17 protein-coding genes and 1 pseudogene are annotated in these 19,635 nt (G+C 61.9%); 8 read left to right on the forward strand and 10 right to left on the reverse strand.

The genetic code is table 11. From position 1 onward, the window contains the following. Positions 1-52: 52 nt before the first annotated feature. The 3 genes and pseudogenes from DKY63_RS33215 to DKY63_RS30790 all read right to left on the reverse strand — a co-directional run bounded on the left by DKY63_RS33215 (position 53) and on the right by DKY63_RS30790 (position 3,652). Positions 53-883: a methyl-accepting chemotaxis protein gene (locus DKY63_RS33215; RefSeq protein WP_430523171.1), complete on the reverse strand. Its 831-nt coding sequence runs from the start codon at positions 881-883 to the stop codon at positions 53-55. 24 nt (positions 884-907) lie between these two features. Further along, a pseudogene (locus tag DKY63_RS33220) lies at positions 908-2,290 on the reverse strand (HAMP domain-containing protein); the annotation flags it as partial. Positions 2,291-2,329: 39 nt separating this feature from the next. Beyond that, positions 2,330-3,652 (reverse strand): hypothetical protein, encoded by a 1,323-nt coding sequence (locus DKY63_RS30790; protein WP_110967579.1) that lies wholly within the window; start codon positions 3,650-3,652, stop codon positions 2,330-2,332. A gap of 486 nt (positions 3,653-4,138) precedes the next feature. Between DKY63_RS30790 and DKY63_RS30795 the strand changes: the two genes are divergently transcribed. Continuing rightward, entirely contained in the window at positions 4,139-4,528 is a 390-nt protein-coding gene (locus DKY63_RS30795) for a c-type cytochrome (RefSeq protein WP_110967580.1), read from the forward strand. A 116-nt stretch (positions 4,529-4,644) separates the two neighbouring features. Next, positions 4,645-6,135, forward strand: a complete 1,491-nt coding sequence (locus DKY63_RS30800; RefSeq protein ID WP_110967581.1) for an aldehyde dehydrogenase family protein — start codon at positions 4,645-4,647, stop codon at positions 6,133-6,135. 125 nt (positions 6,136-6,260) lie between these two features. On the opposite strand, the gene DKY63_RS30805 is transcribed toward DKY63_RS30800, so the two are convergent. From DKY63_RS30805 to DKY63_RS30825, 5 genes are all read right to left on the reverse strand, one after another. Further along, positions 6,261-8,645, reverse strand: coding sequence for a DUF3772 domain-containing protein (locus DKY63_RS30805; protein WP_110967582.1), 2,385 nt, complete (start codon positions 8,643-8,645; stop codon positions 6,261-6,263). Positions 8,646-8,815: 170 nt separating this feature from the next. Further along, positions 8,816-10,228, reverse strand: coding sequence for a heavy metal sensor histidine kinase (locus DKY63_RS30810; protein WP_110967583.1), 1,413 nt, complete (start codon positions 10,226-10,228; stop codon positions 8,816-8,818). Continuing rightward, entirely contained in the window at positions 10,225-10,896 is a 672-nt protein-coding gene (locus tag DKY63_RS30815; protein WP_110967584.1) for a heavy metal response regulator transcription factor, read from the reverse strand. The genes DKY63_RS30810 and DKY63_RS30815 overlap by 4 nt, the downstream gene beginning before the upstream one ends. A gap of 114 nt (positions 10,897-11,010) precedes the next feature. After that, positions 11,011-11,268 carry a DUF2790 domain-containing protein gene (locus DKY63_RS30820; RefSeq protein ID WP_110967585.1) on the reverse strand — a complete coding sequence of 86 codons (258 nt, stop codon included), beginning with the start codon at positions 11,266-11,268 and terminating at the stop codon, positions 11,011-11,013. Between the two features lie 265 nt (positions 11,269-11,533). Then, on the reverse strand, positions 11,534-12,412 hold the full coding sequence (locus DKY63_RS30825) for a LysR family transcriptional regulator (protein WP_110967586.1): 879 nt from the start codon (positions 12,410-12,412) through the stop codon (positions 11,534-11,536). Between the two features lie 149 nt (positions 12,413-12,561). Between DKY63_RS30825 and DKY63_RS30830 the strand changes: the two genes are divergently transcribed. Both DKY63_RS30830 and DKY63_RS30835 read left to right on the forward strand, forming a co-directional pair. Then, complete coding sequence (locus DKY63_RS30830) at positions 12,562-13,863, forward strand: NAD(P)/FAD-dependent oxidoreductase (RefSeq protein WP_110967587.1); 1,302 nt, start codon at positions 12,562-12,564, stop codon at positions 13,861-13,863. Positions 13,864-13,915: 52 nt separating this feature from the next. Beyond that, positions 13,916-15,004, forward strand: coding sequence for a polyamine ABC transporter substrate-binding protein (locus DKY63_RS30835; protein WP_110967588.1), 1,089 nt, complete (start codon positions 13,916-13,918; stop codon positions 15,002-15,004). 140 nt (positions 15,005-15,144) lie between these two features. On the opposite strand, the gene grxC is transcribed toward DKY63_RS30835, so the two are convergent. Continuing rightward, positions 15,145-15,396, reverse strand: coding sequence for a glutaredoxin 3 (gene grxC, locus DKY63_RS30840; protein ID WP_110967589.1), 252 nt, complete (start codon positions 15,394-15,396; stop codon positions 15,145-15,147). Between the two features lie 135 nt (positions 15,397-15,531). Continuing rightward, entirely contained in the window at positions 15,532-16,053 is a 522-nt protein-coding gene (locus DKY63_RS30845) for a carboxymuconolactone decarboxylase family protein (RefSeq protein WP_110967590.1), read from the reverse strand. 134 nt (positions 16,054-16,187) lie between these two features. Here DKY63_RS30845 and DKY63_RS30850 point away from each other — a divergent pair, with 134 nt between their 5' ends. The 4 genes from DKY63_RS30850 (at position 16,188) to DKY63_RS30870 (ending at position 19,635) form a co-directional block, all read left to right on the forward strand. Then, positions 16,188-17,000 (forward strand): AraC family transcriptional regulator, encoded by an 813-nt coding sequence (locus tag DKY63_RS30850; RefSeq protein ID WP_110967591.1) that lies wholly within the window; start codon positions 16,188-16,190, stop codon positions 16,998-17,000. Between the two features lie 5 nt (positions 17,001-17,005). Next, positions 17,006-17,224, forward strand: a complete 219-nt coding sequence (locus tag DKY63_RS30855; protein WP_110967592.1) for a hypothetical protein — start codon at positions 17,006-17,008, stop codon at positions 17,222-17,224. Between the two features lie 85 nt (positions 17,225-17,309). Beyond that, the gene (locus DKY63_RS30860) at positions 17,310-18,236 is read left to right on the forward strand and encodes a Gfo/Idh/MocA family protein (RefSeq protein ID WP_110967593.1); all 927 of its coding nucleotides are present in this window, start codon (positions 17,310-17,312) and stop codon (positions 18,234-18,236) included. 340 nt (positions 18,237-18,576) lie between these two features. Beyond that, positions 18,577-19,635 carry an alpha/beta hydrolase gene (locus DKY63_RS30870; RefSeq protein ID WP_110967595.1) on the forward strand — a complete coding sequence of 353 codons (1,059 nt, stop codon included), beginning with the start codon at positions 18,577-18,579 and terminating at the stop codon, positions 19,633-19,635.

The raw sequence follows: 19,635 nt of genomic DNA on the forward strand, positions 1-19,635 counted from the left end.
AACTGTAGGAGCGAGCCTGCTCGCGATGGCGGCATTTCAGGCGACATCAATCTTAAATGCGAAAACTCCCCACCAACTGATTCAACCGCGCCGCCTGCTGTTCAAGCTCGGTACAGGCCCGCAACGTCGATTGCAGGTTTTCCACGCCTTGCTGGTTGAGGGTGTTGATCTGGGTGATGTCGACGTTGAGGGCTTCGACCACGGCGGTCTGTTCCTCGGTGGCGGCGGCCACCGACTGGTTGACGTTGTCGATCTCGCCGATGCGCTGGGTCACGCTGCCCAGGCGGGTGCCGGCGAGGTTGGCGATGTTGACGCTTTCCTCGCTGTGTTGCTGGCTCTCGGTCATGGTGGTGACCGAATCCCGGGCGCCGATTTGCAGTTCCTCGATCATCTGCTGGATCTCCAGCGCCGAGGTCTGGGTGCGTCCGGCGAGGCTGCGCACCTCGTCGGCCACCACCGCAAAGCCGCGTCCTGCTTCACCAGCGCGTGCCGCTTCGATGGCAGCGTTGAGCGCCAGCAGGTTGGTTTGCTGGGAGATGCCCTTGATCACTTCGAGGATCTGCCCGATGTTCACCGTCTTGTCGTTGAGCACTTCGATGTTGGCGCAGGACGCGCTGATCTTGCCCGACAACTCGTTCATCACCTCGATGGTGCGCTGCACTACTTGACGCCCGTCTTCGGCCTGTTGGCGTGCGTTGGAGGCTTGATGAGAAGCATCGCTGGCGTTGTGCGCAATCTCCTGGGCAGCGGCACCCAGTTGGTTGATCGCCGCCGCCACGCTGTTGGTGCGACTTGATTGATCGTCGAAATTGCTCAGCGACGAATTGGATGCTTCCAGTACCCGGCGGGCACCTTCGTTAACCCCGAGAGCCGCTGACGACACCTCGCGAATCGACTGGTGGATGCGTTCGACAAAGCGGTTGAACGCCGTGGCCAACTGGCCGATTTCATCCCGCGACTGCACTTGCAGACGCCGCGTCAGGTCGCCTTCACCGAGGGAAATGTCTTCCATGACCCGCGTCAGCACTTGCAGCGGACGGGTGATGCGCTGGGCGGTGAACCAGATCAGCAGCAGGCCGAGCAGGGCCGAGCCACCGCCGAGCAGCAGGGCCAGCGCGGTGCTTTGCGCGCCCTGGGCATCGAGTTCCTTTTGCAGGGTGGTGACCGGCGCGAGCAAGACGTCTTGCGGCACACCCACCAGCACACCCCAGGGCGCGGCGCCGGCAATCGGCGCCAGGGGTTCCAGGACTTTGATCTGCTGCGAGTCGACAAACACCTTTGGCTGGCCCTGACGCAGCGCATCCATGACCTCGGCATTGTCCATCGGCTGACCGAGGCGGTTGACGTCCTGGCTATTGGCGGAGATCACGCCACGGGGGCTGACGATGCTGATCTGCCCATGGCCGTCGAACAGTTGCAGGGCGCTGGTTTCGCTGTTCTTTTGCAGGGCGGCTAGGTTGATGTCCAGGCCGACCACGGCAATGACCTTGCCGTTTTCCAGCAGGGGGAAGGCGACGCTGGTGACCAGTTTGCGGCTGCCGGAGGCTTCGTCGAAATAGGGTTCCAGCACGCAGGGTTGGCGGGTATCGCGGGCGCAGGTGTAGAACGAGTTGTAGGGGGCACCGCTGGGGCCCGGTTCGGTGTTGGCGAGCAGGCCTTCGTCACCGATCACCGCTTGCAGTTCACCGGGCTTGCTCTGCACCCAGTACAGCGAGAAGCGGCCTTTTTCGTTGCTGCCCAGCTGCGCCTTGTCGGTGAAACCGGCGTCATCGCCGTCCAAAGCGTCGGGTTCAAAAATGACGTAAAGCCCGAGCAGGTCGGGCTTGTCGTTCAGGGCCTGTTGAAGCTGGGTAGTCAGCTCCTGGCGCAATTGTGGGCGGGTCAATGTCCCCTGATGCTGAAGTTGTCGCAGATACAGTAGATATCGCGACAAGCCCTGACCGAATTCATGGGTCTGCATGAAGGTACGCTGCACCTGCATGGCCTGCACCCGGCCCAGCGCCTGCATGTGTTCCTTGGCCGCCGCGGCGAGCATTTCACTGCTGGCCTGGGCCACCTGCTGGCTGCTTTGACGGGTCTGGTACAGCGACAGCCCCATCAGCAGGCCCACCACCAACAACAGGCAGAGGCCGGCGAGCAGGGCGATCTTGCTTTTGATCGTGAGTGTCTTGCGCATTGGAAAGGCCCTTTTCCTGGAAATGAATCCGATCCCTGTAGGAGCGAGCATGCTCGCGATGATCGCCAGAAAACCGCGGGGCTTCAGGCACCCAGCGTTTTCGTTGACGTCCATCGCGAGCAGGCTCGCTCCTACAGGGGATCGTGTTGTTGCTTAGAACGTCGTGGCGAAAATCACCTGGCTGTAGAGGTTCTTGTCGTTGTTGCCCAGCTGGGTGCCGCCCTGATCGGCGCTCTTGTCCGGCTGGAACAGGCCGATCAGCGGCATGATGCTCAGGTGATCGTTGACGTGCCATTCGGCGTACAGGTCGGTTTCGTGGCCATCATTGTTGCCCAGGTTGCGGTCGATGGTGTCGAAGTTGAAGTACATCGCGCCGACGGTCAGGTTCTCCAGTGGCGTGACGGTGAACTTGACCTGCTGGATGCGCGCGTTGCTGTTGAACGGACCGGCGTAGTTGCCCGCCACTTCACCCTGGAACCAGGTGCCGAAGCCACGGCTGAAACCGTAGAACAGGGTGTCGTAGTTTTCCGAGAAACGGCTGTAGCGGTAGCTGGCATAGGGTGCCCAGGCCACGTCGGAGAAGGTCCAGCCGGCCTCCAGATACCAGGCGTCTTCGTTCGAAGTGTGCGGCTTGTCCTGCTTGGCGTATTCGCCGGAGAGGAACAGCTCCTTCACGCCGGCGTTGCCGGTGGCGCGCAGGCTGTAGGTCTTCATGCCGTCGCGTTCGAGCTGGATCGGCGAGGCGAATTCTTCGTCGACGTCGGTGGTGTCGATGTAGGTCAGGCCCACGGTACCCTCTGCGGCCACGTGCTCCAGGGTGCCCACGACCATTTCGGTCTTGGCCTGGGCGCGGTTGTCGGATTTCAGCCACATCAGGTCGCCACGCCAGCCTTCCTTGCCGCCGATGCGCAGCACGGCGGTCTCGTCGAACGCCTTGCGCGCGGCCAGCCAGTAGGCGCCGCCACGGTTGAACTCGCCGTCGGCCAGGCCCTTGCCCATGTTCAGCGCGTCGCCGTCGATCAGGAAACCGTCACCGACCACGATGTTCTGGCGGCCGAAGGACAGGTCGATACCGTCCGCACCCAGTACCGGGAACAGATCGGCCGAACGCCAGCCCAGGTAGGCGTCTTCGAACTTGGTGGTGCGCTCCGTACCGTCGCTGAAGCCGGCGGCATCACCGTCGCCCCAGGTGCCGGAACTCAGCAGATTCGCCGCGCCATAGGTGGTGCCGGCGCCACTGAAACCCTTGTCGAAGGCCAGGCCGTACTTGATGTAACCCTCGCGCCACGACGACGAACCTTCATTGAGACGACCCGACAGGGCGTAGTTTTCCTGGCTATGGAAAATGCCGAAAACCGCTTCCAGCGTGGCGTTCAGGTGAGTGTCGCTGTCTGAGTACAGTTCATACGCTCCGGCCTGCCCGGCACTGATCATCAGCGCGAGCGTGGAAAGTCGAAGCAAGGGAGACTTGAGCATGGCATGACATCCGTTCTTGTTCTAAGGCGCAGGGTTGCGGTCTTTTTTAGATACTAAGGAACGGATCTGCCTCGGCCTTTAGCCTGTTTGCCAATTAGTTGGTTGTGTGTGCCAGATTGAGTGGCGAGTTGATAGCACGGCATATGTGCTCGGACCATTGATCCGACCTGTCGCAAAGTCGATCGCATCACCTGTAGGAGCAAAGCTTGCTCGCGATAGCGGAGGGTCAGACGCTGCTGTGTTGGCAGGGCTGACGCTATCGCGAGCAAGCTTTGCTCCCACAGGGTTTTCTGTGACCGCAAGGTTCAGCCAAAAGCAGTCGAGCGTTTTGGCAGAACCGCCAACACAACTGGCACGCAGGGAAATACCTGCGCTGCAACGACCACCGACAATCCTTTTCAACCTGCCGGGGCTCCGTTGTCCCGGTGCTTTCTGTGTTGGCGTTCGTCGGTGTGACGAGCGCATGGATTTTCAAGGTCGTTCCTTATGTTTACCGCCCTGCGTGTGTCTCTCTTCGGTTTGGTTTCCCTGACTCTGGCCCAGGCGGCTGTCGCTGCCGATTGCGCGCCGGTCCAGAGCCGTGGCGCCGAGGTGTTCGCCAATGAATGCGGCGTTTGCCATTCGGTGTCCAAGGGCGCGGTCGGGATGATGGGGCCGAACCTGGCGGGTGTGGTGGGGCGCAAGTCCGGCTCGCTGGAAGGCTTCAACTATTCCCAGGCCATGCGCAGCAAAAACATCGACTGGCAGGCCGAGAACATCGAGCAACTGATCACTCAACCCCAGGCGTTCGTGCCGGGCACCTACATGCCTTACATGGGCCTGGCCTCCGCCGACGATCGTCAGGCGGTGGTGTGCTACCTCAAAGAACAACACTAAGCGGCCGGATATCTGGCTTATCAAACCCTGTAGAAGCCGGCCTGCCTTGAGTCTTGCACCCCTTCAAGGACGCTTTCGCGAGCAAGCCCGCTGCCACATTTGAATGAAGGTGATTTATGAGCAACGTTGAAATCTTGCCGCAGGTGGCTGCATTCCTCGAACGCCGTCATGGCTGCTTTATCGATGGTCAGTGGGTGTTTGCCGAAGGCGAAACCATTGCCGTGGTCAACCCGGCCACCGGCCAGACCCTGTGCCAAACCATGGACGCGCCGCTGGCGATCGTCGAGCAGGCTGTGCAGTCCTCGCACAAGGCTTTCAAATCCGGCGTGTGGTCCGCGCTGCGTCCGGCCGATCGCGAACGCATCCTGCTTAACTTCACCCGCCTGGTGGAAGAGCACGCTGAAGAACTGGCACAGCTGGAAACCCTGAGCCAGGGCAAGTCGATCAACATGGCCCGTGCGCTGGATCTGAACGCCACCGTTGAATTCATGCGCTACATGTCCGGCTGGGCGACCAAGATCGAAGGCCAGACCTTCGACGTGTCGATCCCGCTGCCACCGGGCGCCAAATTCACGGCCTTCACCAAGCGCGAGCCAGTGGGTGTGGTGGTCGGCATCGTGCCGTGGAACTTCCCGCTGCTGATTGCCGCCTGGAAGCTGATGCCAGCCCTGGCGACCGGTTGCACGGTGGTCATCAAGCCGGCGATGGAAACCCCGCTGACCGCCATGCGCCTGGCTGAACTGGCCCTGGAAGCCGGTATTCCGGCGGGCGTGTTCAACGTGGTCACCGGTGGCGGTGCCAACGTTGGCGGCGTGCTGACCTCTCACCCGCTGGTGAGCAAGGTGTCGTTCACCGGTTCCACAGCCGTGGGCAAAAGCGTGGGCGTGGCGTGCATGGAAAACATGACGCGCTTCTCCCTGGAACTGGGCGGCAAGAACCCGATGATCGTGCTCGCCGATGCCGACATCGAAAAGGCCGTGCAGGGCGCGATCCTCGGTGGCCTGCTGAACAACGGTCAGGTGTGTGCCGCGGCCTCGCGTTTCTACGTGCACCGCTCGATCCACGACAAGTTCGTCGAAGCCCTGGCGGCAGCCGTTGCGGCCATGCCGATCGGCGCCGGCATGAACTGCGATGCGGCGATCAACCCGCTGGTGTCGCGCAAGCAGCAACAGAGCGTGCTCAAGCACATCGAACTGGCTCGCCGCGAAGGCGCGCGGGTGGTGACCGGTGGTGAGCTGCTGGAAGGTGATGGTTTCTTCGTGCAACCGACCATCCTCGCCGACATCGACCACAGCATGGCCGTGGCCCGCGAAGAAGTGTTCGGTCCGGTGCTGGGTGTAATGCCGTTCGACGACGAAGACGCCGTGATCGAACTGGCCAACGACAACCGCTACGGCCTGGCTGCCAGCCTGTGGACCAACGACCTCGGCAAGGCGATGAACCTGGTGCCACGCATCGAGGCCGGCACCGTGTGGGTCAACGCCCACGTACTGCTCGACCCGGCGATGCCGTTCGGTGGCGTCAAGCAATCGGGCATGGGCCGCGAATTCGGTCGTGCGGTGATCGAGGCTTACACCGAGCTCAAATCGGTGTGCATCGCGCATTAACCGATGATTGACCTGTAGGAGCGAGCCTGCTCGCGATGAAGGTCCATACAACGCGGGCATTCAGACAGCCCGCGTTATCGTTGACGTCCATCGCGAGCAGGCTCGCTCCTACAATGGATCGCGTGTTACGCCGCAGGCGGTTTCGCCAGCTCTATCCCCGCGGCGCCCAGCCGCTTGAGAATTTCAAACAGCAGCTCGCTCTTGATCGACCCGACCGTGCGCGGGCTGGTGACGTAACCGGTGATGGTCAAGGTGATGCCTTCGGGCTTCAGTTGGCTGAAGCGCACGTAGGGTGCCGGTTTATCGAGGATGGATTCATGCTCGATGTAGGTGTCGTACAGCAGGTTGCGCACTTGTTCCGGGTCAATGTCCAGCGGGAACATCAGTTCCAGAGTCGCCACCCCCTGGGCGCTGCCGCCGAGGGTGACATTGCGCAGGTTCTGCGATATCAGTTGTGAATTGGGCACGATGACGATCGAGCGGTCGGCCAGCTGGATTTCCGTGGCGCGTACGTTGATCCGGCGGATGTCGCCTTCGACCCCGCTGATGCTGATCAGGTCGCCGACTTTTACCGGTCGTTCGGTCAGCAGGATCAGGCCGGAGACGAAGTTCTTCACAATTTCCTGCAAGCCGAAACCGATCCCCACCGACAGGGCGCTGACGATCCACGCCAGGTTGGTCCATTGCACCCCCAGCGATGACAGCGTGAGCAGGAATACCAGCGCGTAACCGATGTTGGAAAACAGTGTGCTGAGGGAGGCACACATGCCGGGGTCCATCTCGGTTTTCGGCAGGAATTCGTTATCCAGCCAGCGGCGCAAAGTGCGGGTCAGGTAAATGCCGATGAACAGGGCCAGCACGGCATGCAGCAGGTTGCCCGGGACAATGTTCAGTTTGCGCAACCCGTCGCCGCCGAGTATCGCCAGGGTATTGGTCGCCAGTTGCCCGAGCGTCGATCCCACCCCACCCACTACCAGTGAGATGAACGCGATCAGCACCAGCGCGGCCCGGCCGACCCCGGACAGGATGATGGAAATCTGTTCCAGGCGCGCATCGCCGATGCCCAGCAACTGTTTGATTGTCTTGCCGGTGGAATGCTTGGGGGAGAACAGGTATTCGCAGCCGTCCTTGAGGATCTGGATCAGCAGGTAGAAGCCGGAAAAAATGATGAACAGCCAGACCAGCTCGTAAGTGATGAAGCGCGACAGCGACACATAGCCAATCAACAAGGCGAGCAGCGAAACCACGACAGCGATGCTGGCGAACGCATAAATCACACCGGCCAGCGTCGTGCCTGCTTCGGGGGCCTCACCCGTCGCGACCAGGGCGCGGCGAATCCGGCTGACGCGCAACAGCAGCGAACCGATCATCGTTGAAACGACCAGGGCGACGACCCCTCTGACCGCGATCACCACCGGGGAGCTCATGCTCATGACATTGGTCATTTGCGCTGTAGCCACCAGGATCAACAGCACCCAGGCCAGGCGGATGGGGAAGGGCTTGATCGCCAGGGCCACCGGATCGGCAATCGCCGGCAACCGCCACGAAGGATGTTTGGTCGACAGCAAGGCGCGGCTCAGGCCGGTGATCAGCACGCAGGTGTAGACGATCTTCTCGAAATCCTGGGAAAACCCCAGCAGTTGCGGTGTCAGCGGCAGTTGACGGGTCAGGGCATAGAACAGCAGCTGCAAGGCAATCCAGGCCGCCAGCACCGTGGCGAATACCGAAGACAACGCCAGGGCACTGCGCCGCAATCGGCCTTCGGGCATGCGATGAATGCACAACCAGGTCAGCCCTTTGTCAGTGAGCCTGTGACCGAAGAACCACAGGGCGAGGGCGAGCGCGAGCAGCACGCTGGTGTAAAAGCGCTGGCCCGGTTGCCAGGCGGCGTCGAGGGACGCGCCAATCTGTTGCACGAAGTCATTCAGGCGTTGGCGGTCTTCGAGCGGTGGATTGAACAGCGGAGCCCAGAACCAGGGATTGAGGATGCTATGGGTCTGCTGGGTCACTTCGGTTTCCAGCAGGCCACGGCGGATGACGGCGATTTGCGTCAACAGGTCGGCCGCGCTGGCCTTGAGTGTTGCCAGGGTTTTGAGCTTGTTATCGACTTGGATTTTCTGTTCGGTGAGGTCAGACCTTTGCCGGGTGATTTCAGCCTTCTCCAGCGGGGAACCGCTATCCGGTGCCGGTCCCAACACGCTCAACTGCGATTGCAGTTGAGCTTGCGCGGGCAACAGCAGCGCTGACTGTCGGGCGATTTCCTGGATCAACGCCTGGAGCAGATCCTGCGGGGCCTCCAGCTGACTGTAATTGCCGGCCTGGGACACCTGCTGTTTGAGGCTGTAGAGCCGAAGTTGCAAATCCTGCAGGTCGTTGTCGGTGATGCTGGCGGAAGCCGCCATGGTATTGGCAACCGGTGTATCCGACATGGCCGCCACCGACAGCATGGCGCCACTGGCCCCGTACAGAGCGAAAATCACGACCATCATCCACTTCAACGCAATGCGCATAGGCGTGCCCGGCTGGTTGTTTGTCACCCAGCGTATGAGGTTAGGTCATGACGGGCGTTGTGGAGGGATTATTGGTCGGATGCGCAAACTTGTAGGAGCAAGGCTTGCCCGCGATGGCGATCTGGAGGGCGCTATCGCGGGCAAGCCTTGCTCCTACAGGTTCGCGCCGGTTATTCGCCCTGTCTGCGTGCCGGGAAGAACAGTTCGAAGCAGGTCACCCCCTCCACACTGCTCACGCTGTACGCCCCGTTGTGCAACTGCATGATCGTCGCCACGATCGACAACCCCAGCCCATTGGACTGCGCCGAACGCTCGCGGGACTGGTCGACGCGGTAGAAGCGCTCGAACAGCCGGGGCAGGTGTTCGGCGGGAATGGTCTGGCCGTGGTTGCGCACCTGCAGGCGGATGCCCTCGGCTGAGGGGGACGCCAAAATCTGCAACTGCGTATCCGGCGCACCGTACTTGATCGCGTTGGCGCACAGGTTGGCCATGGCGCGGCGCAGCAGCATCGGTTCGGCCCAGATCAGGCCGCTGCCTTGGGCATCGATGTGGATGCCGGCTTCCGCCGCGAGCCCTTCGAAATAGTCGGCCATGCGCTCCATTTCCTCGGCCGCGTCCAGTTCCTGGCGCTGGCTCAAGGCGCTGGCGGGGTCGGTGCGGGCCAGGAACAGCATGTTGTCGAGCATGCGGGCCAGGCGTTCCAGTTCCTCGACGTTGGAGGCCAGCAGCTGTTGATAGGCTTCGATGCTGCGGTTCTGCTGTAGGGCGACCTGGGTTTCGCCCAGCAGGTTGTTGATCGGCGTGCGCAGTTCATGGGCCATGTCGGTCGACACCTGGCCCAATTGCACGAAACCCTTGCCGAGGCGGTCAAGCATGGCATTGAAGGCGTCGATCATCGGCAGCAGTTCCCGGGGCGCGCCCTGGCTGTCGAGGCGTTCATTGAGGTTGCCGACGTCGATGCCCCGGGCATGCCGGGCCAGACGGCGCACGGGCAGCAGGCCGCGATCTACCAGCACATAGCCGGACAATGCCAGCAGAATCGCCGCCACGCTGGCGAACAGGTAGACGTTGAGCCGGTAACTGGCGAGCACGGCGGTGCGCTCGGTCATCAGGCGCGCGGCAAGCACTTGCAGCTTGCCCTGGTCGCCGGAATCGATGGTGGCCGCCAGGGCCGAAAACGGCACGCCGTTGAACGTCGGCAAATGCTGTACATCGCTGAGGGTCAGGGGGTGGTCGAGGGGCGTCGGCGGCAGGGCCGGCATTTGCAGGTTGCCCGGGTTGACCACCAGCAGTGGCGGCTCGCCGGGGGCGCCGATGGTCAGCAGCGCTTCGCGGTTGCCGAGCATGTTCTGGAACAGCGCCGGTTTGCTGCGGATCAGCTCCATGGTGTTGCTGTCATTGAGAAAGGTGCGCAACTGGTCGATGCGCGTGACCAGCGCGGCGTCGTCACGGCGGATCAGCTCGCGCTCCAGATCGCGGTACAACGCCACGCCCAAGGCGGTCAGCGACACGAAGGCCAGCAGCGCAAACACCAGCGCCAGCCGCAGGGTCAGGGAGTGACGCCAACTGGCCCGGCTACTCATGGTTGGGTATCGAAGCGGTAGCCGATGCCGCGCACGCTGTGGATCAACTTGAGCGGGAACGGATCGTCGATCTTCAGCCGCAGGCGCCGGACCGCCACATCCACCACGTTGGTGTCGCTGTCGAAATTCATGTCCCAGACCCGTGACGCGATCATCGAGCGCGACAGCACTTCGCCTTGATGGCTGGCGAACAGATGCAGCAGGGCGAACTCCTTGTTGGTCAGGGTGATACGCGTGCCGGCGCGGGTGACGCGGCGCTTGAGCACGTCGATCTGCAAGTCTTCGACTTGCAGTTGCTCGTCTTCGCGAGTCGGGCCACGGCGGGTCAGGGTGCGCAGGCGCGCCACCAGTTCGGCAAAGGAAAACGGCTTGATCAGGTAATCGTCGGCGCCCAGTTCCAGGCCTTTGACGCGGTCGGCGATGTCGTCGCGGGCAGTGAGAAACAGCACCGGGGTATCGGCTTCCTTGCGCAGGCGGCGCAGGACTTCCCAGCCATCCATCTTCGGCATCATCACGTCCAGCACGATCACGTCGAAGTCATGCTCCAGCGCCAGATGCAGGCCATCAGCCCCGTCGCGGGCCAGGCTCACGGTATAGCCAAGCTCCTGCAGGCCATTGAGCAGGTAGTTGCCGGCCTTGGGTTCGTCTTCGACTACGAGGATGTTCATGGGGCACTGCCAGGTTTTTGATTTGAGGTGTGATGTCAGGTTCGTGCAGGCGGGCTACAGCGGCACGCCAGTGCCGCCAGTGTAGCCCGTTCATTGGCCGGTACGAGAGGGGGATCAATGTTCGTCGACGCAACCGCTGCCTTGCACCAGATAGTCCAGCTCATGCTGACGTCCCTGGTGATCGACGTAGTTCAATTGCGCGGGGACGATGCCGCACAGCTGCGAAATGTCGGTTTCACCCAGGACCTTGGCCACGTCGAGGTGGACGAAGGCGGCGTCCTTGTCGTGGATCACGGCAGGGGTGGCTTGGGTGTCGGCCAGGGCCGAGCCGGTGGCGAGGAGGGCGGCAAAGGCGAGCAGATAAAGTTTCATGATGGGTCTCGCTGTTGAAGTGTCGGGCTGTCGGCGGGGTGCCTGGCAGTGAGCTCAGGTTACTCAGGCAATCCGGACAGACGACCAACAGGTTGATTACAAAGCTGTAATAAATGGGCACAACCCCCTGTAGGAGCGAGCCTGCTCGCGATAGCGTCGGCATCTTCAGTACTGATATGGCTGATACACCGCTATCGCGAGCAGGCTCGCTCCCACAGTTGATTGGGGATGGGCCGAAATTTGTGCTCGGCACAAATCCCACAGGTTATGCAGGCGTCAAAGCCTGCTGCGCAAACCACGCCATCACCACCCCGCAAGCCGGATGCGACGCCGCTGAAGGCTGCAGGCACAACGAGTAAATCCCCCGGGTCTTCAACGGCTCGCCAAACGGGATGTGCAACACCCCGCGTTCTATCGATTCCCCCGCCAGGGTCATGTCGGTCATGGCCACGCCCAGTCCACGGGCGGCGGCGTCCAGGGCCAGTTCGTCGAGGTTGAAGGGGATGTGCCGGAACGTCTCCAGTGAATGACCGCCGTTGGCCGCCAGCCAATACCGCCAGTCATTGCGGTCCGCCGAGCGATGCAGCAACGCAAAGTCCGCCAGATCCTCCAGCGAAGCCAGTTCCAGACTGGGCGCGCACACCGGGATCAAGGCCTCTTCGAACAGCGTCATGCACTCCGGGGCAGAGGAGGGCTCGGGCAGATAAAGAATGTACGCATCGCTGCCGCCGGCCGGCTCGACGATTTCCGTGGCCACGGTTTCGATCGCCAGGGATACCTCTGGATGGTGGCGGTAGAAGTCGCTCAGCTTGGGCAGCAGCCAGCGCACCGCCAGCGACACGTGCATGCGCAGGCGGAATGGGCGCTTTTGCGGGGCGATGCGGTCTTCGAGGGTTCTCAGTTGGTCGAGGATGCTGCGCGCGCTGGCGAGTACCTGCTCACCTTCCGGCGTCAGGCGCAGGCTGCGGCTGCTGCGCAGGAACAGCGCCACACCGAAGTGACTTTCCAATTGCTGGATTTGCCGGCTGACGGCGCTCTGGGTCAGGCACAGCGTTTGCGCGGCTTGGGTAAAGCTGCCCGAGTCGGCAACCTCAACCAGCGCTTGCAGGCCTTGCAGCGAGGGAACGTGGCGAATTTTATCCATGCGTTTTCAGAATGCCTGAATGAATTAATAACGTTGGTTGCAGGTTCGGCAAGCCTTTAGATTCTAGCTCTGGCGACGGCTTTCTAAAACCATCCATGCGATGGATTCATAGTGAGGCGATCGCGGAACGAACGTCGAAGAGGTGAGGCATGGAAAACAGATGTGGCTGGATCGCGCAGGCCGGGGACTCTGCGCTGCGCGATGCCTTGAGCGGTACGCAACAGGCCGATTGGCTGGTGATCGGCGCCGGCATCACCGGGCTGTGCGCCGCCCATTCGCTGGCGGAAATGCATCCGCAGGCACGCATCGTGGTGGTCGACCGGCAACGGGCGGCACAAGGCGCTTCGGCACGTAATTCCGGGTTCGTGGTGGCCCACGAAAACCCGGTCGCGGCCGAGTTGCAAGGCAATGCCGGGTTCGCCGGCTTCCAGGTGGACACCTCGATTTCCCGTGCCGCCAGTGATGAGGTGCGCAAGCGCATCGCCCGGCACGGGATCGAATGCGACTTTCGCGAGTCGGGTTACTTCTTTGCCGTCAGCGATCCGCGCAAGTTGACCGATGTCGAGGCCAAGCTGCAGACCTTGCGCTCGGTCGGTGCCAGCGCTCACTTCCTGCAAGGTGAACAGCTGATGCAGAAACTGGGCACCGGCCATTACCAGGCCGGGATCTGGTGCGGCAATGGCAACGCCTTGCTGCAGCCGGCGAAATACGTGAAGGGTTTGCTCGATGCGCTGCCGGCACAGGTCACGCTGTTCGAGAACACTGAAATCACCGGTCTGCAACGCATCGCCAACGGCCGTGTTCGCGCCAACGGCATCAATGGCAGCATCGAAGCCAAACAGGTGCTGGTCTGCCTGAACGCTTTCATTCCCCGTTCCGGCATCAGCGACAGCAGCACCTTCGCCATGGAACTCAGCGCCAGTCTCACCCGACCGCTCAGCGACAAGGAATTCGACGCTATCGGCGCGCCAGAACCCTGGGGCGTGCTCTCGACCCGGCCATTGGGCGCCACGGTGCGCCTGACCCCGGACCGGCGGGTGATGATCCGCAACACCGCCGAATACCGTGCCCACGATTTGTCCCTCAGCGAACTGGCGAGCCGTCGCCAGCACCATGTGCAGGGGTTGCAGCGCCGCTTTCCGATGCTCGGCGAGCAGGACATCCAGTACACCTGGACCGGTCACCTCAGCGCTTCACGCTCCGGGCAACCGTACTTCGCCAAGGTCGAGGAGGGTGTGTTCGCCGTGGCCGGCTGCAATGGCTCCGGCGTGGCGCGCGGCACGCTGTGGGGACGTTTGCTCGCGGAACTGGCCTCGGGTGGTGATTCGCCCTTGCTGCAATCGGTGATCGAGCGCGCCCGGCCCGGTTGGCTGCCGCCCAAGCCGCTGCTCGACATCGGTGCCATGCTGCGTATGCGCGTCGAGACGGCCCGGGCCAAATCAGAGATCTGAAGCACCGCCTTTTACCCACAACAAAAGCACTTTTGCACGAAGGTGATTCACCATGCGCGTCCAAACCGTTTCCCTGCTGGCACTTCTCTCAACCTGTTGCGCCGCCGCTTACGCTGACGAAACCCTGAACATTTCCAACTGGAACGGCTACATCGCCGACGACACCCTGGCCAACTTCACCAAAGCGACCGGGATCAAGGCCACCTACGACATCCATGACAGCAACGAAGTGCTGGAGTCGAAGTTGATGACGGGCAACACCGGTTATGACGTGGTCAGTCCGTCGAACCATTTCCTGTCGCGGTTGATCAAGGCCGGGGCCATCCAGAAACTCGACAAGAGCCAATTGCCCAACTGGAAGAACCTAGACCCTGCGCTGATGAAAAAGCTCGAGGTCAACGACCCCGGTAACCAGTACGGCTATCCGTACATGTGGGGCACGGCGGGCATCGGCTACAACGTGGAAAAGATCAAGGCGATTTTCGGCAACACCGACGTCACCCATTCCTGGAGCCTGTTTTTCGATGAAGCCAACATCAAGAAGCTCAGCGAGTGCGGCGTGGCGATCATCGACAACCCGACCCAGGTGCTGCCGATCACCCTGAACTACCTGGGCCTGCCTCATCACAGCCATGAGCCGGAGGACTACAAAAAGGCCGAGCAGGCGCTGCTGAAGATCCGACCCTACGTGCAGTACTTCCATGCCTCCAAGTACATCAGCGACCTGGCCAACGGCAATGTCTGTGCGGTGATCGGTTTCAACGGCGATATCGTGCAGGCAGCGGCCAGCGCGAAAGAGGCGAAGAACGGCATCGACATCGCCTATTCGATTCCGGACGAAGGTTCGACCCTGTGGTTCGACATGGTGGTGATGCCGAAAAACGCACCCCACGAAAAGAACGGCTACCGCTACATGGACTACCTGTTGCAGCCCGAAGTGATAGCGAACATCAGCAACAGCATCCACTACGCCAACCCCAACAGCGCGGCTGATGCGCTGGTGGTGCCCGAGGTGAAGCAGGATCTGGCGATCTATCCGCCGAAAACGGTGATGGACAAGCTGTTCACCGTCGAAGACCTGCCGGCCTCGATTGCGCGGTTGACCACGCGGTTGTGGACCAAGCTCAAGACCAATACCTGACAGGTTTCTTCTGAACGACACCTGACCCTGTAGGAGCGAGCCTGCTCGCGATAGCGTCGGCACATTCAGAGTTGATGTGACTGATACACCGCTATCGCGAGCAGGCTCGCTCCTACATTGGAAAGTGACATGGCCAGTGTTCAGGCCAACATCGACATCAACCCACCCTGACGATCAAGCCTGGCCAGGTCATCAAAGCCGCCGATGTGCGTGTCGCCGATGAAAATCTGCGGCACGGTGCGACGGCCGCTGCGTTCGAGCATTTCCTCAAGCTTGCCTGGGGTGCGCTGCACGTTGATTTCGTGCATGGCGATGCCTTTGCTGGCCAGCAGGGTTTTGGCGCTGCGGCAGTAGGGGCAGGTGTCGGTGGTGTAGAGGGTTACGGTGGTCATTTTCATTCTCCAGATATTGATAACTGTAGGAGCGAGCCTGCTCGCGATGGTCGTCAACGATGACGCTGGAAGCCTGATGCCCCGCGGCGTTCTTGCGTTCATCGCGAGCTGGCTCGCTCCTACAGGAGGTCGTGTTTACAAGGCGCTGGCTGCCGGGAAGTCGATATCGGTCAGCGCCACGTTGTTCAGGTAGTTGGTCAGTGTCTGCGAAGCCACGTGAGCCACCACTTCAACGATTTTCCCGTCGTTGATCCCGGCGGCGCGGGCGGCGGCGATCTGGTCGCCGGTCAAATGGCCACGGCTTTCGGTGATCTGGCGGGCGAGCAGGGCGAAGGCGTCGAGCTTGCCTTCACGGGCACTGAGAATCTCCTGGCCGGACAGGCCCGCCTTGCCGGCGAACAGGGTGTGCGCCGCCAGGCAATAGTCGCAGCCGTTGACCTGGGAGGTGGCGAGGGAGATCGCTTCCTTCTCGGTGGCGCTCAGGGATGTCTTGCCCAGTGCCGCCGAGTTTTGCAGGTAGGACGCCAGCACCGCCGGGGCGTGGGCCAGTACCCGGAAGACATTGGGCAGGAAACCGATTTTCTTTTGCACGCCTTCCAGCAGTGGGCGGGTGGCTTCGGTGGCGTGTTCCAGGTTTACAGGGACGATGCGGGTCATGGTGACTCTCCGAGGTTTGCAGCGCGATATGCGCTGGGTACGGAGGTCATGCTATGGATTCGGACTGGTCAATTGGGTGCAAATCGTCGACGATATGCGACAGATCGTCCAGAACTGCCCCCGGGAGCCTCCCCATGGATCGCTTGTCCACCTTGCTCACGCATTTCGGCGTCAATGCCGGCACCTTTCACAGCGGTACGTTCTGCGGCATCAGCGCCTTCGATGGCAGCCAGGCCGGTGGCCATGTGCATTTGCTGCAGGCCGGCGAGGTCAGCCTGAAACTCGCCGACGAGCGCGAGCTGCACCTGACCGAACCGACCTTGATCTTCTTTCCACGACCCTACCGTCATCGCCTGTTCGCCACGGAGGCATCCGGCACGCAACTGGTGTGCGCGTCATTGAATTTCGATGGTGGCTCGGGCAATGCCCTGGCCGCGGCGTTGCCGGAGTACATGGTGCTCAGGCTCGATGAAATCCCGACCCTGGCCAGCACCCTGGAGTGGTTGTTCAACGAGGCGTTCGATGGCACCTGCGGGCGCGAAGCGGTGATGGACCGCTTGTTCGAATTGCTGGTGATTCTGCTGTTGCGGCACATCCTGAGCACGCGCAACCAGCAGCCGGGGATGATGGCCGGGCTGGCGGATGCGCGTCTGGCCCGGCCTTTGAGCCAGATCCACGAAGCGCCGGGCAAGGCCTGGAGCGTGGCTGAATTGTCGGCGCTGGCGAACATGTCCCGGGCCAGCTTCGCCGAGCACTTCAAGCGCGTGGTCGGCCAGGCGCCGGGGGATTATCTGGTGAGCTGGCGGATCGCCCTGGCGCAGAAACGCCTGCGCGAGGGCAAGCCGATGGCGCTGATCGCCGAAGAAGTCGGCTATGAAAGCCCTTCGGCGCTGGCGCGGGCGTTTCGCCGCAAGACCGGGCTCAGCCCGCGAGAGTGGAAGGGGTAACGAGCATGGCGCACACAGTCGCTGATGTTCGGCTGCGCAGCCGACGTAAATCCGGGCACTTCGGTTTGACAGGGCGATCCCGTGCTCAGGTTTTGCGCCTGTTGCGCCAGCGGGCGCAAGCGGTTCCGGTGGCCACAAAGATGGCGTGGGCGGATGAGGATTTCGACGAGGAACGCGAGTACAGCTCGCCGGTGTGTTATCTCGATCAGTTCCCCGATTACTGAGCGGCGCAGTTGATCAATGACTTTGTCGTCGTACAAGCGGTAATCTCGCCAGCTCGCCTGTCAAAACAATAATCAGGAGTCACCGATGCATCCGATCCGTCTCGGTCTGGTGGGTTACGGCAAGATTGCCCAGGATCAGCACGTTCCAGCCATCCGCGCCAACCCGGCGTTCCAGTTGGTGGCCGTCGCCACCCAGGGCCAGCCTTGCCCGGGAGTGGAGAACTTCAAGTCCCTGGGCGAACTGCTGGAAAACGGCCCGCAGGTCGATGCAATTGCGTTCTGCACCCCGCCGCAAGGGCGATTCGCCCTGGTGCAGCAGGCGCTGGCAGCCGGCAAGCACGTGCTGGTGGAAAAGCCGCCTTGCGCCACCCTGGGTGAAGCGATGGCGTTGGCGAGCCTGGCTCAGAAGCAAGGCGTCAGCGGTTTGTTCGCCTGGCATTCGCGCTACGCACCGGGCATCGAGGCCGCCCGCGACTGGCTGGCCAGCCGCACCCTGCAAAGCGTGCAGATCGACTGGAAGGAAGACGTGCGCAAGTGGCACCCCGGCCAGGCGTGGATCTGGCAGCCCGGCGGCCTGGGTGTCTTCGACCCGGGCATCAACGCACTGTCGATCGCCACCCATCTGCTGCCACTGCCCTTGTTCGTCGAATCGGCCGAATTGCGGGTGCCGAGCAACTGCCAGTCGCCGATTGCCGCCTCGATCAAAATGTCCGACGCGCGCCACCTCGATGTGCGCGCGGAGTTCGATTTCGACCACGGTCATGACGAACTCTGGAGCATCGAGGTTCGCTGCAGCGAAGGCGTCCTGCGCCTGGACAACGGTGGCGCGCTGCTCCGCATCGACGGCGTACGCCAAGCTGTCTCGGAGGAGGGCGAGTACGCGGCGGTGTATCGGCATTTCCAGCAGTTGATCCACGACAAGGCCAGCGATCTGGACCTGCAACCGTTGCGATTGGTGGCGGACAGTTTTTTTGTCGGCAGCCGGGCGTTGGTCGAGCCGTTTTACGACTGACCTGAATCCTGTAGGAGCGAGCCTGCTCGCGATGAACGTCCAGGCACCACGGGCATTCAGGCTCCCCGCGTTATCGTTCACCTCCATCGCGAGCAAGCTCGCTCCCACAAGGTATGTGATTCCTGTAGGAGCGAGCCTGCTCGCGATGGACGTCAACGATAACGCGGGGTGCCTGAGTGCCCGCGGTGTCTGGTCGACCATCGCGAGCAGGCTCGCTCCTACAGGGGAGTGGTGATGGATTTATGTGATTTTGATATCAGTGCTATGTGATTGGCGCCGTTTATCGATCAATGCCTGAACGGTAACGTGCAGCTCTGCGATATCACATCGAGAGCAAGCCATGACTCAGTTCAACACCTTGAAGGCCACCCTGATGGCCGCCATGCTCGGCATGTCCGGCGGCGAAGCGCTGGCGGCAGATTACAAGCAAAACCCCTTCACCCTGACCTACGGCGGCGCGCTGACGAAGAACGAGCCGGGCAAGGTCAATATCCATCCGGTCACCTACAAGCTTAATGGCCTGGACATTGCCGCGAACGTCTACACCCCGGCCCACTATGACGGCTCGAAAAAATACCCGGTGGTGGTCGTGGCGCACCCCAATGGCGGGGTGAAAGAGCAGGTCGCGGGCCTGTATGCCCAGCGCCTGGCGGATCAGGGCTACATCACGATCACGGCGGATGCCGCCTATCAGGGCGCCAGTGGCGGCGAGCCGCGCAACGTCGACAAACCGGCGAACCGCATCGAAGACATCCATGGCATGGCGGACTTCATTGCCCGCTATCCCGGCGTCGACAGCACGCGCCTGGGCCTGCTCGGGATCTGCGGTGGTGGCGGCTACTCGCTGGCGGCGGCGCAAACCGACAAGCGCTTCCGCTCGATCGCGACCTTGAGCATGTTCAACTCGGGTCTGGTGCGCCGCAACGGTTACCAGGACTCGCAACTGTCCACCGTTCAAGAGCGCCTGCAGCAGGCATCGGCGGCCCGCGCCCAGGAAGCGGCAGGCGGGGAAATCCTCTACGTGGGCGACTCCAAGCTGACCGATGAACAGATCGCCAAGCTGCCGTTCGACCTCTATCGCCAGGGCTTCGAGTACTACGGCAAGACCCACGCCCACCCCAACTCTACCTTCCGCTACACCCAGAGCAGCCTGCTGGACCTGATGCGCTTCGACGCCACCAACCAGATCGAGCTGATCGACCAGCCATTGCTGATGATCGCCGGCAGCAAGGCCGACAGCCTGTACATGTCACAGCAGGCCTTTGCCAAGGCAACGGGCACCAAGGACAAGCAACTGTTCACCCTCGATGGCGCGACCCATATCGAGACCTATTGGGTGCCGAAGTATGTGGACGTCGCCATGGACCAGTTGGCCGCGTTTTACGCCAGAACACTCTGA

It is taken from the genome of Pseudomonas putida (genome assembly GCF_003228315.1).
Lineage (GTDB): Bacteria > Pseudomonadota > Gammaproteobacteria > Pseudomonadales > Pseudomonadaceae > Aquipseudomonas > Aquipseudomonas putida_S.